Origin of the sequence: Nonomuraea antimicrobica (assembly GCF_039536965.1) — a bacterium.
In the GTDB taxonomy this organism is placed as follows: domain Bacteria; phylum Actinomycetota; class Actinomycetes; order Streptosporangiales; family Streptosporangiaceae; genus Nonomuraea; species Nonomuraea antimicrobica.
Window position 1 is genome coordinate 16,291 of record NZ_BAAAZP010000158.1, and the last position, 13,734, is coordinate 30,024.

Annotated in this window: 13 protein-coding genes; 7 read left to right on the plus strand and 6 right to left on the minus strand. The window is 73.1% G+C overall.

Features of this window, described 5'->3' with window-relative positions; genetic code table 11:
* Positions 1-36: 36 nt before the first annotated feature.
* The 3 genes from ABD844_RS38840 to thrS form a co-directional block, all read right to left on the minus strand.
* Positions 37-978: a TAXI family TRAP transporter solute-binding subunit gene (locus tag ABD844_RS38840; protein WP_344889720.1), complete on the minus strand. Its 942-nt coding sequence runs from the start codon at positions 976-978 to the stop codon at positions 37-39.
* The gene (locus ABD844_RS38845) at positions 975-3,002 is read right to left on the minus strand and encodes a TRAP transporter permease (RefSeq protein WP_344889721.1); all 2,028 of its coding nucleotides are present in this window, start codon (positions 3,000-3,002) and stop codon (positions 975-977) included. Before ABD844_RS38845 ends, ABD844_RS38840 begins: the two co-directional genes overlap by 4 nt.
* Before the next feature lie 90 nt (positions 3,003-3,092).
* Positions 3,093-4,349 carry a threonine--tRNA ligase gene (thrS, locus tag ABD844_RS38850; protein ID WP_344889758.1) on the minus strand — a complete coding sequence of 419 codons (1,257 nt, stop codon included), beginning with the start codon at positions 4,347-4,349 and terminating at the stop codon, positions 3,093-3,095.
* A gap of 129 nt (positions 4,350-4,478) precedes the next feature.
* On the opposite strand from thrS, the gene ABD844_RS38855 reads away from it, so the two are divergent.
* The 3 genes from ABD844_RS38855 (at position 4,479) to ABD844_RS38865 (ending at position 7,275) form a co-directional block, all read left to right on the plus strand.
* Positions 4,479-5,462, plus strand: a complete 984-nt coding sequence (locus ABD844_RS38855) for a helix-turn-helix transcriptional regulator (RefSeq protein WP_344889724.1) — start codon at positions 4,479-4,481, stop codon at positions 5,460-5,462.
* 144 nt (positions 5,463-5,606) lie between these two features.
* Entirely contained in the window at positions 5,607-5,963 is a 357-nt protein-coding gene (locus ABD844_RS38860) for a YciI family protein (protein ID WP_344889728.1), read from the plus strand.
* A gap of 37 nt (positions 5,964-6,000) precedes the next feature.
* Complete coding sequence (locus tag ABD844_RS38865; RefSeq protein ID WP_344889731.1) at positions 6,001-7,275, plus strand: RNA polymerase sigma factor; 1,275 nt, start codon at positions 6,001-6,003, stop codon at positions 7,273-7,275.
* A 78-nt stretch (positions 7,276-7,353) separates the two neighbouring features.
* Here ABD844_RS38865 and ABD844_RS38870 read toward each other — a convergent pair whose 3' ends face one another.
* Positions 7,354-8,622 (minus strand): cytochrome P450, encoded by a 1,269-nt coding sequence (locus ABD844_RS38870; RefSeq protein WP_344889733.1) that lies wholly within the window; start codon positions 8,620-8,622, stop codon positions 7,354-7,356.
* A 102-nt stretch (positions 8,623-8,724) separates the two neighbouring features.
* Positions 8,725-9,171 carry an ATP-binding protein gene (locus ABD844_RS38875; RefSeq protein ID WP_344889736.1) on the minus strand — a complete coding sequence of 149 codons (447 nt, stop codon included), beginning with the start codon at positions 9,169-9,171 and terminating at the stop codon, positions 8,725-8,727.
* 170 nt (positions 9,172-9,341) lie between these two features.
* Between ABD844_RS38875 and ABD844_RS38880 the strand changes: the two genes are divergently transcribed.
* The 3 genes from ABD844_RS38880 to ABD844_RS38890 all read left to right on the plus strand — a co-directional run bounded on the left by ABD844_RS38880 (position 9,342) and on the right by ABD844_RS38890 (position 11,583).
* Complete coding sequence (locus ABD844_RS38880) at positions 9,342-9,809, plus strand: adenylyltransferase/cytidyltransferase family protein (RefSeq protein ID WP_344889739.1); 468 nt, start codon at positions 9,342-9,344, stop codon at positions 9,807-9,809.
* A gap of 378 nt (positions 9,810-10,187) precedes the next feature.
* On the plus strand, positions 10,188-10,775 hold the full coding sequence (locus tag ABD844_RS38885; protein WP_344889741.1) for a phosphatase PAP2 family protein: 588 nt from the start codon (positions 10,188-10,190) through the stop codon (positions 10,773-10,775).
* 64 nt (positions 10,776-10,839) lie between these two features.
* Positions 10,840-11,583: a DUF427 domain-containing protein gene (locus tag ABD844_RS38890; protein WP_344889744.1), complete on the plus strand. Its 744-nt coding sequence runs from the start codon at positions 10,840-10,842 to the stop codon at positions 11,581-11,583.
* Positions 11,584-11,594: 11 nt separating this feature from the next.
* Here ABD844_RS38890 and ABD844_RS38895 read toward each other — a convergent pair whose 3' ends face one another.
* On the minus strand, positions 11,595-12,245 hold the full coding sequence (locus tag ABD844_RS38895; RefSeq protein WP_344889746.1) for a TetR/AcrR family transcriptional regulator C-terminal domain-containing protein: 651 nt from the start codon (positions 12,243-12,245) through the stop codon (positions 11,595-11,597).
* A 101-nt stretch (positions 12,246-12,346) separates the two neighbouring features.
* Here ABD844_RS38895 and ABD844_RS38900 point away from each other — a divergent pair.
* The coding region (locus ABD844_RS38900) for an FAD-dependent monooxygenase (protein ID WP_344889749.1) at positions 12,347-13,734 on the plus strand (1,388 nt) is incomplete at its 3' end.

The following is a 13,734-nucleotide window of genomic DNA, read 5'->3' on the forward strand; positions in this document are numbered from 1 at the left end:
CCGGTCGGGGAGCGACCCTTCCCGGCGGTCGTGGAGTCAGCCCTTCTCCCGGTAGTAGCGGGCCGCGCCCGGGTGCAGCTCGACCGGCGCGACCTGCTGCCCCATCGCCGGGTCGAGCTTCTCGGCCTCCGGGTGCACGGCCGACAGCTCGGACTTCTTCTCGAAGAGGGTCTTGGTGATGTCGTACGCGAGTTGCTCGGTCATCGAGTCGGGCACCAGCAGCACGTTCGCGATGCCCACGGTCTGGATCGTGCCGGACAGCTTGTAGGTGGACAGGTCCACGTTCAGCGCCACGTACTGCTCGCCGTACGTGGACTGCATCTTCGCCAGCACCTCGCCGGTGTCGAGCAGCTTCATGCCGGGCCTGCTCACGGCCAGGTCGGTGATGCCGGACGTGGGCAGGCCGCCGACCCAGAAGAAGGCGTCGATGGTGCCGTCCTTGGCCGCCTGCACCGCCTCGTTGATGGAGAGCTGCTGCTTGGTGACGTCGGTGTCGGGGTCGAGCCCGGCCGCCTGCAGCACGCGCCTGGCCACGACCTGGGTGCCGGAGTTGGCCGGGCCCAGCGAGACGCGCTTGCCCTTCAGGTCGGCGACCTTGGTCGCGTCCACGCCGGGGGAGACCACGAGGTGGGCGTAGTTGTCGTAGATGCGGGCGATGGCCTTGATCGGCTGCTTGGCGGTGAAGGTGTCCTTGCCGTTGACCGCGTCGGCGGCCGTGTCGGCCTGCGAGAAGCCGAGCTGGGCCTTGCCGGAGGCCAGCAGCTTGATGTTCTCGACGGAGGCCGAGGTGACCGACGCCGTCGCCTGGGTGTTGGCGATGCCGGACGACAGCTCCTTGGCCAGGCCGCCGCCGTAGACGTAGTAGACGCCCGTCGTACCGCCCGTGGCGATCGAGATGCGGTTGCCCGAGCCGCCGCCCGCGCCGCACCCCGCCACGGCCAGGACGACGGCGGCGACTGTCGTGAGAATCCGCTTCACGCTGGGTCCCTTCTCCTTCTTCTGAGGCTCCTGCGTCCGACGACGAGGTGCACGGCCCCGGCCACGGCCAGCACGGCGAGGCCGGCCACGATGGGGACGGGTTCGAGGAACAGCAGCAGCACCGCGGCCACCGCCGCCAGCAGCCGCACCGGCCGGCCGGCCGGCCCGCCGGTGGCCAGGGCCAGCGCGGCCACGGCGACCGCCGAGACCGCCGTCATCAGCAGCACGGTGCCGAACGGCCCTTGCCCGAGCAGCGCCTGCCCGTTCGGCGTCAGCACGAAGGCGAACGGCACCAGGAACGCCGGCAACGTGTAACGCCAGGTCATCATCATCGTCCGGTACGTGTTGCCGCCCGTGATGGCCGCCGCCGCGACCGCGGACAGCGCCGTGGGCGGGCTCACCTCCGACAGCACCGCGTAGTAGAAGACGAACATGTACGCCTCCGGCCTGGTCACCCCGAGGTCGAAGAGCGCGGGCCCGATGATGACGGCGGCGATGATGAAGCTCGCCGTCACCGGCACGGCCAGGCCCAGCAGCAGCACCGCGATCGCCGCCATCACCGTCGTCAGGATCAGGCTGCCCGCGCCGATGTCCACGATGATGTCGGCCAGCTTCTGCCCGAGCCCCGTCAGCGTGATCGCGCCCACGATGATGCCCGCCGCCGCGCACACCGCGGTCACCGGCAGCACCTCCAGCGTGCCCCTGGCCAGCGCCCGCCCGACCCGCCTGGGCCCCATCCGGTGCGCCGGGTCGAGGAACGACATCAGGAACGCGACCGCGGTGGCGATCACCACCGACTGGAACGCCGACCGGTCCAGCGCCATCAGCACCACGATGAGGATCAGCGAGCTGAAGTGGTAGCCGAAGCGCAGCAGCAGCCGCCCGGCCCCGGGGGCGTCCACCCGCACGGGCTGGGTGCCGAAGCGGCGCGAGTCGATCTCGATGGCCAGGAAGACGCCCAGGTAGTAGAGCAGCGTGGGGATCGTCGCGTACAGGAGCACCTGGAGGTAGCTCACCCCGAGGTACTCGGCGATGATGAACGCCGCCGCGCCCAGCGTGGGCGGCGACAGGATGGCGCCGATGCCGCCCGCGGCGAGGATGCCCGCGGCCGGCTCCTTCGGGTAGCCGGCCTGCCGCAGCACGGGCCAGGCCACGCTGCCCAGGCTGACGGTGGTGGCCACGCCCGAGCCCGACACGGTGCCGAGCAGGAAGCCGGCCGTGGTGACCGTACGCCCTGGGGCGGCCCGCGACCTGCGGAAGGCGGCGAAGCTCAGGTCGATGAAGAACTTGCTCGCGCCCGAGTATTCGAGCACCGCGCCGTAGACGGCGAACAGGATGATGTAGCTGGCGGCCACCTGCATCGGGACGCCGAAGAAGCCCTCGGTGCCGGTGTAGAGCTGGGACACGATCTGGCTGAGGTCGAAGCCCGGGTGCCCGATGCTCCAGTCGATCGGCAGGTACGACCCGTACGCGGTGTAGACGAGGAAGGCGACGCAGATGACGGCGAACGACCAGCCGACGGTGCGGCGTACCGCCTCCAGGAGCAGCGCCGTCAGCGCCACGCCCGCCGCCACGTCGAGGTCCGTCAGCGCCGCGCCCGAGCCCCGCTCGCGGAAGGCGTCGATGTCGAGCAGCGGGTAGAGCAGCACGGCCAGCGAGGCGGCGGCCAGCAGCCAGTCGGCCACGCTCGGCCACTCCGCCCGCCGCGCGCCCTCCTGCGCGGGCCCAGGTTCGGGCCGGTGTGCTTCGGGGCGGGTTGCTTCGGGGCGGCGTAAGAGGCGGCGCAGCGGCGCGGACAGCCCCGAGCGGTAGCAGAGGAAGACCAGCGGCAACGCCACCGCCAGGAACGTCATCCGGTGCTCGATCGCCTCGACCGGCCGGAACACCACCACCAGCGAGTACGCCGACAGCAGCCCGCCCAGGACCCACACGCCGAGCCGGAGCGGCCCGCCCAGCTCGCGCGCCGGACGTTCCTGTTCATGGGCCGAAACCAGCTCGGCCGTCCGATCGCTCAGCTCGGTCAAGTCGCCCTCCCCCGGACACGGCGTTGCAGGGACCTTACGAGCCCTTTACGTGATCGCGGAACCCTCCGTTACCTTATTGATCTCCACCGGTCAGACGAACGGTCGCGATTGTGCGGCGAGCTGTTCGATCGGCACCGCACCGGCCTGGCCGCCGTCGCGCAGCCGCACCGCCGCCCGCCCGCTCGCCACCTCGCGCGGCCCCACCACGAGCTGGTACGGCACCAGCCGGTGCGCCCTGATCCTGGCCCCGAGGCTGCCCCGGTCCGCGGGCGCCAGCTCGGCCCGCAGCCCCGCCTCCAGGCACTGCCGCAGCAGCGCGGCGGCGGCGGGCAGCTCGGCGTCCGACAGCGGCAGCACCACGGCTTGCACCGGCGCCATCCAGGCGGGGAACGCGCCGCCGTGCACCTCGACGAGGTGGGCGACCAGGCGCTCGATGCCGCCGACCACGCTGCGGTGCACCATGACGGGCCGCTCGCCGGGCCGCTCGCCGCCCGCGTAGCGCAGGTCGAAGCGGGCGGGCTGGAAGTAGTCGACCTGGACGGTGGACAGGGTCGACTCGCGCCCGGCCGGATCGGCGATCTGGATGTCGATCTTGGGGCCGTAGAAGGCGCCCTCGCCGCGCTCCTCGTCGAAGGGCCGTCCGCGCTCCCGCAGCACCCCGCGCAGGACCTCCTCCGCCCGCGCCCACATGGCGGGGTCGGCCACGAACTTGGCGCCCTCGCCGCCCAGCGACAGCCGGTATCGGGCGGCCCCGATGCCGAGCCGGGCGTGCGCGGCCTCGATGAGGTCGAGCGCCGCCGACACCTCCGCGGCGGCCTGGCCCGGCGCGCAGAACACGTGGCCGTCGTTGAGCTGGATGGCCCGCACCCGGCTCAGCCCGCCCAGCACGCCCGACGGCTCCGAGCGGTACATGCCGCCCAGCTCCGCCACCCGCAACGGCAGGTCACGGCGGCTGCGCCCGCGCGAACGGTAGATGAGCGCGTGATGCGGGCACAGGCTCGGCCGCAGCACGAACTCCTCCCCGCCCACCTCCATCGGCGGGAACATGTCCGCGGCGTAGTGCGCCCAGTGGCCCGAGCGCTCGTACAGCTCGCGTTTGCCCAGCACCGGGGAGTTGACGTGCTGGTAGCCGGTACGCCGTTCGAGCTCGTGGACGTAGTCCTCGACGGCCTTGCGCACGGCCGCCCCGGCGGGCAGCCAGTAGGGCAGGCCGGAGCCGATCAGCGGGTCGGTGCCGAAGATGCCCAGCTCGCGGCCGAGCCTGCGATGGTCGTTCATGATCATCCTTTCCTGGGAAAGGGCGAACGACCAGGCTCCCGGGCGTCCGCCCGGGAAGCATGCAGTCAGCGCGCCGGGACGAGGTCCGGCGTCGTCGTGACGGAAGCGCGCTGCATGCGAACGACCCTAGCATCGGCGGCCGGGGGCGGCCTTCCGGTAAAACTTCGGGAGAATTTTGGTCAATGATATAAAGCATTCGTGGCCCTGATCACCGTTGACGCGCGCCATCTCGAGGCGCTCGCCGAGGTCGGCTACCAGGTCGCGGGCGGTGGGGGCGGGCCCGGCGCGATGGCGGCGCTGCGCCGCGTGGTCCCGCTCGACGCCTACGAGTTCGTCGCCTACGACCCCGCCACCGGTCGCCACCACAGCGTCGTCTCCGACGGTCACCCGCGCATCGACCACGACGCGGCCGAGGAATACGCGGGGCTGGAGGCGTACCGCAGGGCCATCGCCACCCGCGCGCCCGTCGGCATGCCCGAGCCGGGCACCGAGCGCTACTTCCGGCGCCACCTCGCCCCCTACGGCTGGCGGGCCGGGCTGACGGCACCCCTGTTCCTGCACGAGGGCCGCTTCACGGGCCTGCTGCACCTGGTCTCCGCGCGGGCCTTCGCGCGGGCGTTCCCGAGGCGCACGGAGGCGCTGGTGGCGGCGGTCAGCCCGCTGCTGGCCCACGTCACCGACCTGAGCAGGTGCGTGATCGACCCGGTGGGGCTGCCGCCGGGCTTCCACGCGGTGGCCTACGACCGGCTCGGCACCCGGCGCGCGGTGCCGGGGCACGAGACCTCCGCGGTGCTGTGGGACGACCCGGCGATGGCGGCGTACGCGCGGGCGTTCATCGACTCGCGCGAGCTGAACCGGCGCGGGCTGTGGCTCGGGGGCGACGGCCGGTGGCGGGAGGTACGGCTGGTGCGGGCCGGGGTCGGGTTCCAGGGCTCGCTCCAGGGGGCGGTGGCGGCCGAGCGGCCCTGCCCGCTGCCGTACGAGCTGACGGGGCGGGAGGTCGACGTGCTCACCCGGGTGGCGGCGGGCGACTCCAACCCGCAGATCGCGGCGGCGCTGGTGCTCAGCGTGCGCACGGTGACGACCCACCTGGAGCACATCTTCGCCAAGCTGGGCTGCGACAGCCGCACCCGCCTGACCACCAAGGCCCTGGCCGAGGGGTTGTGCCGCCTCGACGTCTGAGGCCCCTTCGACGGGGACGGCCCGGCGGATCCATGCCCGGCACTCGGATAGAAAAGTTTCGCGGGCCTGTCTTTCCGCGCTCGTCCCGTTCGTAGACATGGCGAGGCGGCGAACCGGGCCGCCACGACGAGACAGGAAGACACCATGAAGTACATGCTCCTCATCAACACCCCCGACACCGACGGCTCCGGCACCGGCGACTGCGACGAGGTCGCGTTCGAGGAGTGGGGGGCCTTCGACAAGACCATCAAGGACTCCGGGGTCTACGTCTCCGGTGAGGCGCTGGCCGACCTGACCACCGCCACCGCCGTCCGCGTGGGCGCGTCGGGCGAGCGTACCGTCACCGACGGGCCGTTCGCCGAGACGCGGGAGATCCTCGGCGGTTTCTACGTCATCGACGTGCCCGACCTCGACGTCGCCCTCGACTGGGCGGCCCGCTGCCCGGGGGCTCGCGGCGGCGGGTCCATCGTGGTCCGGCCGGTCGCCGACTTCGACGTCTGAGCACGGCCGTGCGGTCGGCGTCGCGACGGGAGGTCTCATGACGAGGGACGGACATGGGGAGGTGGGGCCCTCGATCGAGGCCGTCTTCCGCGAGGAGCGCGGGCTGCTCCTGGCCGCTCTGGTCCGCCGCTTCGGCGACCTCGACCTGGCCGAGGAGGTCGCCTCGGAGGCGATCGAGGCGGCGCTGGTGCACTGGCCGTCCGGCGGGGTGCCGCCCAAGCCGGGGGCGTGGCTGATGACCACCGCGCGGCGGCGGGCCGTCGACCGGCTGCGGCGCGACCGCGCGTACGCCGCCCGGCTGGCCGTGCTCCAGGTGGAGGCCGACCGGGCGGGGCCCGCGCCGGGTGCCGACGCCGACGGCGAGCTGCCCGACGAGCGGTTGCAGCTCTTCTTCACCTGCGCCCACCCCGCCCTGCCCGCCGAGGACCGCGTGGCGCTCACGCTGCGCTGCCTGGCCGGGCTGACCACGCCGGAGGTCGCGCGGGCCTTCCTGGTCCCGCCGGCCACCATGGCCAAGCGGATCGTACGGGCCAAGAAGAAGATCCGCGAGGCCCGCATCCCGTTCCGCGTGCCCGGCGCGGACGAACTGCCCGAACGGCTGCCCGGCGTCCTCCAGGTGATCTACTCGATCTTTACCGAGGGGTACGCCGCCAGCTCCGGCCCCGCCCTCCTGCGTACGGAGCTGGCCGAGGAGGCCATCCGGCTGGCCCGCATCCTGCGCCGCCTGCTGCCGGGCGAGCGGGAGGTGGCCGGGCTGCTCGGCCTCATGCTGCTGATCCACGCGCGGCGCGAGGCCAGGGTCGGCCCTGACGGCGAGCTGGTGCTGCTCGACGATCAGGACCGCGCCCGCTGGGACCGTACGATGATCGAGGAGGGCCAGGGCCTGGCCGTCGCCGCGCTCACCGGCGGACCGGCCGGCCTGTACGGGGTCCAGGCCGCCATCGCCGCCCTGCACGACGAGGCCGCCGACGTGGCCACCACCGACTGGCCGCAGATCGTGGCGCTCTACGACGTGCTGCTGAGGCTGGCCCCCTCGCCGGTCGTGGCGGTCAACCGGGCCGCGGCGGTGGCCATGCGCGACGGGGCCGAGGCGGGCCTGGCCCTGCTCGACGAGCTGGCCGGGGAGCAGCGGCTGCGCGGCTACCACCCGTACGCGACGGCGCGGGCGGACCTGCTGCACCGGCTGGGCCGCTTCGGCGAGGCCGCGGCCGCCTACCGCGAGGCGCTCGCCTCGGCCGGCACCGAGCCCGAGCAGGCGCACCTGCGGCGCAGGCTGAGCGAGTGCGAGCAGGCGCGGGGGGAGGGCCACTGACGGCGGGCGGGGTCGTCGGGGAGGCCCGTTGACGGCGGGCGGGGTCGTCGGGGGACGCCCGCGAGCCTGCCGTCGAGGTCACCCGGGGACGCCAGGGGGGCCGCCGTCGGCGCTCACGACCAGGCCGCGGATCTCGTAGCCGCCGATGTCGTTGGCGAACGTCACCCGCGGCGCCACCGCCATCCTGACGCCGTCCAGCGCGAACAGGCGGGTCAGGAAGACGTCGGTCTCCAGGACCGCGATGCCCGCCCCCGGGCACCGGTGCGGGCCGTCGCCGAAGGACAGCGCCGGGGTGTCCGTGCCACCGTCGACCGTACGGCCGGGGCACAACGACAGCGGGTCACCGTCCATCGCGCCGGGGTCGGTGTTGGCCTGGTCGACGAGCACCTCGACGAGCGCGCCCGGCGGCACCGTGACAGGACCGTCGGCCCCGGCCAGCTCCAGCGCCTCCGTGGTACGCCTGCGCAGCCGGCCCACCACGGGCTCCAGCCGCAGGATCTCGTGCAGCACGGCCAGCCGCTCGGGCTCGCCGGCCGCGCGGTAGCGGTCGAGCAGCGCCTCGTCGGTGAACAGGTGCCAGGCCGCCACGCAGATGAACTCCCGCGTGGTGACCATCCCGGCGGCGGCGAACGTCAGGCACTCCCCGACGATCTCGGCCGCCGTGCACCCCTCCGAGAGCAGGTGCGAGATGAGGTCGTCGCGCGGCTCGCGGCGGTGGTCGGCGATCGCGGGGCGTACGTCGCCCAGGTAGAAGTTCGCCCAGTTGAAGCCCTGACGGAGCGCCCAGTAGATCCCGTGCGGGCTGGTGAACCCAGGCCGCCCGAACTTCTCGGGGAAGAACCGCTCCAGCCGCGCCCTGACGCCTGGCCGGCTCGACGTGAGGCCGATGATGGTGCTCGCCACCTCGATCGCCATGCCGAAGCTCAGCTCGGACAACGGGGCGCCGCCGCCCGCCCGCAGCCCGGCGAGCTGCGCGTCGGCGGCCCGCGCCATCAGCTCGCGGTAGTGCTCGTCCACGCGGCGGGGCGTGAAGTATTTCGCGGTCTGGCGGCGGTGTTCGCGGTGCTCGGGGCCGTCCCGGTAGAGGACCGGCCGCCGGATCCTGGACGGCAGTTTGTTCACGGTCTCGATGCCGAGGCCCGCCTGGACGGTGGCGTGGCTGCGCAGCACGGCCCTGGCCTGGGCGTAGCCGCGTACCCGCCAGATGCCGTCGTCGTCGCGGGCCACCGGGCAGGTCTCCTGCGGCGCGGTGGGGAGGTCTGTGCGCTCGATCTTGCGTGCGTCGCCGCCGTGATGGTGCACTCCGAACGTCTCCCGTCTCGGCCCGCTGCCTGTCAGTGATCTCACGAACACCCTGAGGCTCGCACGGCGACCGCGGCGCGTAAAGGCGTGCGGCGCCCGGGTGCCAGGACGCCGGGTGCCAGGACGCCGGGTGTCAGACGGCGGGTGTCAGACGGCGACGCCGGTCGGGACGCGTTCCTGCTCCAGCTCGAACCAGACCGTCGTGGCGCCGGCCTCACGGGTGAAACCCCAGCGGTCGCTGAGCGCCTCGATCAGCGGCAGGCCGCGCCCGTGGGTGGACTGCATGCTCGTACGGCACACGCACGGTGCCCGGTCCGACCCGCCGTCCGTCACGAGCACCCGTACCGACGTGTCCGAGCTGGCCACGCTCACCGTGAACGAGCCGCCCGAGCCCGAACGGGTGTGCAGGATCGCGTTCGTGGCCAGCTCGCTGGTGAGGAGCACGACGTCGTCGTAGAGCGGGTGCTCGCGGCCCAGCGCCGCCGTGACGAGCCCTCTGGCCCTGGACACCTGGGAGGGCATCCCCGGCAGCCTGGCCACGAGATCACCGGCCCGGTCGTCCCCCTCTGCCTGCTGCGCGTCCGGCGATGCCACGGCGACCTCCCCCAAATCCGGTGACGTAATGAGACGCCTCAGAGGTGGGCTGGAGATTATCGCGAAAAGGTAGGAATCGCCTTTCCGAGGTCACCTGCACGACTCCGGACGCCGACCGAGTACGCTGCGATCGACGAGTCGTCTAGGCCCATGGGGGATCGGGAGGTCGCGTGAGCAGCCTGGAGGCCGTCTGGGTGCAGCCGTACGAGCGGCCGGGGGCGGTGGTCGTGACCGGCGTCTTCGACATCCTGCACGTGGGCCACGTGCGCTACCTCGGCGCGGTGGCCGCGCGCGGTCTGCCGCTGGTCGTCGGCGTCGAGGACGACCCGCGCGTACGCGCGTGGAAGGGGCCGAGCCGGCCCTTCAACCCGTCGGCGGAGCGGGCCGAGGTGCTGGCCGCGCTCCGCTTCGTGACCGGGGTCTTCATCGTGGCGGGGCCGCCGGACGCGCACGGGCCCGACGACTACATCGACCTGCTCGCCCCGATGCGGCCGGGAGCGCTCGCCCACACGGCGGGCGACCCGCACGCGGGCAACCGCGCGGCGGCGGCGGCGATCCTGGGGGCCGAGTGCTGGGAGCTGGACGCCATCCCCGACCGCTCCACGACCCGCATCGTCAACGCGGCGGGCAAGGGCTGACCCCACCCGCCCCGGCATTCCCCTCCGTCCCACCGGCCACCCCTCCCGAACGGCCCGGCCATCCCCTGGTCGCGCGCCCCCCGGCCCCGGCCGCCACGGACCGTTGCCCCCTGCCCCCTGCTCCCGCCGCCTGCCGCCTGGGTGGCTCTGACGGCGACCGAGAGGGGGCGAAGGCGTCTTCGGCTGCTTGGCTGCGGTCCGGGCGTGTTCGGCCGTGTTCGCCGGGTCCAGGGCGCTTGTGCGGGGTGTCGCGCGGGGGCGGGTGTGCGGTGCGTGGCGGGATGCGGCCTGGTCGGGAAACGTGCGCAGGTTGGGAAAGGGGTGGCGCCCGGGGCGGGGGTGAGGTGTGGCGGGCATGATCGCGTAATCTTTCGTGACATGACTGCCGACCTGGTGGCGAAACGGGTGACGAACCTGCTGGCACCGCAGGTACTGGTGATCCTCATGCCGCCGGTCGTCGGCCTCCTCGCGCAAGGGTGGAGCGGCGCGGCGTGGGGCCTGGTGGCGTCGGCGCTCTGCGGGGGAGTCCCGGCGGCGGTGATCGCGCTGGGCGTGCGCTCGGGCCGCCTCGACTCCCACCACATCGTCGACCGGGCCCGCCGTACCAAACCGCTGCTGGCGGCGGTGGCAGCGGTGCTGGTGGCGTTGGCGCTGCTGGTCGTGACGGGTGCCCCGGCGCTGCTCGTCGCGACCGTGACCGCGATGCTGGTCGCGCTGGCGGTGACCGTCCCGGTCACGCTGCGCTGGAAGATCTCCTTCCACGCCGCCGTGTCCGCGGGCACGGTCGTGGTGTTCACGCACGTCCTGCCGGTGTGGCCGACCGCCCTGGCCGGGGCCGCCGTGGTGGGGCTGGTGTGCTGGGCACGCGTACGCCTCGCGCACCACACCTGGCCGCAGGTCGCCGTCGGGGCGGCGGTCGGCACGCTGACCACCTGGGCGACCCTGAGCCTCTTCGGCCTGGGCTGACCGGGGACACGCCCGGCCGGAGGCAGGGCGGAATAGCGGGCTCGCCGACGGGGTTCCCGCGAGTATGGATGCCACGAACCGCGGCCGGGTGCGTGTCGAGCCCACGGCCAAGCGCGTGCGGACCTACCTGGGCGGCCGGGCGGTGGCCGACACCACCTCCGCCCTCCTCGTGTGGGAGGTCCCGTACTATCCCGCCTACTACATCCCGCTGGACGACGTGGACGCGTCCGCGCTGAAGCCCACGGGCACCACCAAGCACTCTCCGAGCAGGGGCGACGCCGTGGTCTACACGGTCACCTCGGGCACGGCGGAGGCTCCTGGCGGGGCCCTGGCCTACCCCGAGTCGCCGCTGGAGGCCATCCGCGGCCACGTACGTTTCGAGTGGGACGCGATGGACGCCTGGTTCGAGGAGGACGAGGAGGTGTTCTTCCACCCGCGCGACCCGTACACCAGGGTGGACATCCTGGCCGCCTCGCGGCACGTGCGGATCGAGGTCGACGGGGTCACGGTGGCCGACACGCACCGGCCGCACCTGCTGTTCGAGACCGGGCTGCCGACCCGCTACTACCTGCCGAAGACCGACGTACGGCTCGACCTGCTGGAGCACACCGACACCGCCACCAACTGCCCGTACAAGGGGACGGCCGAATACTGGTCGGTCAACGGGAAGAAGGACCTGGCCTGGTCGTACCGCACGCCGCTGCCGGAGAGCGAGAAGATCGCCGGGCTGGTCGCGTTCTACGACGAGAAGCTCGACGTGTACGTGGACGGTGAGCTGCAGGAGCGGCCGAAGACGAAGTTCTCCTGAGGGTTTCCAAACTACTTGGGCTCGCTCTCCAGGCCGCGGATGAGCGCGTCGAGGGCCTGCGCGAAGTCGGTCTCCGGGTCCACGCCGTCCCGGGTCCCGCGCAGCAGCCTGCTGAAGTGCGGCAGTGCCTCCGGGTCCATCCGGGTGATGAAGGCGCCGACGTTGCGCTCGCCCGCGTGGACCTCGGGGAGGTTCGTGAACCCGCCCGTGGACATCAGCAGCGAGCCGAACACCAGCCCGTTCACCGCGCCCAGCGCCCGCCAGGCGCCGACGTCGTCGAACCCGGCCTCGTACAGGGCTCCCACCAGCGCGTCCACGGGCCGCAGCGCGCGTACGGAGGTCGGGTTGGACCGGTCGGTGGCCAGCGCCAGCGGCACGACCGGATGACGGCGGAACGCCCGGTACATGCCCAGCGCCGCCTCCCGGATCCGCCGTTGCCAAGGCAGCCCCGGATCCGGTAGCTCCACCTGGGCGAACACCCGTTCGGCGATGCCGTCGACAAGGTCGGCCTTGTTCGAGACGTGGTTGTAGAGCGACATCGCCTCGACCCCGAGCATCTTCGCCAGGCGGCGCATGGACAGGCCGTCGAGGCCCTCCTCGTCGGCCAGCGCCAGGGCGGCGTCCAGAACCTTCTCCCTGTTCAGCGGCTCCCGCCGAGCCATGCGGCACCCCTCTCTCGCCCCTTCCGGTTGACAAAGCTTACGGTGTACGTGTTCTACTTACGGCGTAAGCATACGCTGTAAGTAGGAAGGAGAGCGTGACCATGGACGACGTGATCGTCGTGGGCGGCGGCCCGGTGGGGCTGCTGCTGGCGTGCGAGCTGAAGCTGGCGGGGGCCGACCCGCTGGTCCTGGAGGCGGCCACGGGCGAGGAGGAGCGCCGGACCCGCAGCCTCGGGCTGCGCTCGCTCAACGCGCGCAGCGTCCAGTCGCTGGCCCTGCGCGGCCTGGCCGAGCCGGTGGCGCGGGCACAGTGGGCGATGCTCGACGAGTTGGGCGGACGCCGCGACCAGACCGGGCGCGACGTCGTCGCCATGATGGTGGAGCTGCTGCGCAAGGGGCAGATCCGCGGGCACTTCGGCGGGCTGCCGCTGCTGGAGGTGGCGGGGAACGCCGAATACCTCATGCTCACGCAGCACCGGCTGGAGGACATCCTCGCCGAGCGGGCCGCCGCGATGGGGGTGCGCATCAGGTACGCGTGCGCGGTGGCGGACGTCACGCAGGACCACGAGGGCGTCTCGGCCGTGCTCGCCGACGGGCAGGTCCTGCGCGGGGCGTACCTGGTGGGGTGCGACGGCGGGCGGAGCGTGGTGCGCAAGCGGTCGGGGATCGCCTTCGACGGCACGCCGCCCACGATGACCGGGCGCTCGGCGGTCGCCGAACTGGCCGATCCCGGCATGGTGACCTCGTCGCTGCGCGGCCCGGGAGGTCTGGTCAACATGTCGCTGGTGCCGGGGGAGATCGCCACCATCGAGTTCGACGGCGGGCCGGGCGACCGCGACGCGCCGATGACGGCCGCCGAGCTGCAGGCCAGCCTGCGGCGGGTCACGGGCCTGGAGGTGATCGTCAAGAGCCTGGAGACCGGGATCCGCTTCGGCGACAACACCCGGCACGCGGAGACGTACAGGAAGGGGCGGGTGCTGCTGGCCGGGGACGCGGCGCACGTGCACTCGCCCATCGGCGGCCAGGGGCTCAACCTGGGTCTCCAGGACGCCGTCAACCTCGGGTGGAAGCTGGGGCTCGTGGCCCGCGGGCGCGCGCCGGAGAGCCTGCTCGACACCTACACCGCCGAACGGCATCCCGTGGCGGCCAAGGTGCTGCGCAACACCCGCGCCCAGGTGGCGCTCATGCGGCCGGGGGCGCAGGTGGACGCGTTGCGCGAGGTGCTGGCGGAGGTGATCGAGCTGCCCGAGGCGCACCGGCACTTCACGGGGCTGATGGACGGGACCGCCGTGGACTACGACCCCGGCTCCGCGCACCCTTCGGTCGGGCGGTTCGCCCGGGACCTGGAGCTGGACCTGGAGCTGGACGGTGGGCCGCTGCGCGAGGGGCGCGGCCTCGTGGTGGCGGCGGCCGAGGGCGTCGCGCCCGTGGCCGCCGCGGCGGGGCACCTCGACCGGGTGGCGGTGGTCAGGGCCGCCGGCGCGGGGCT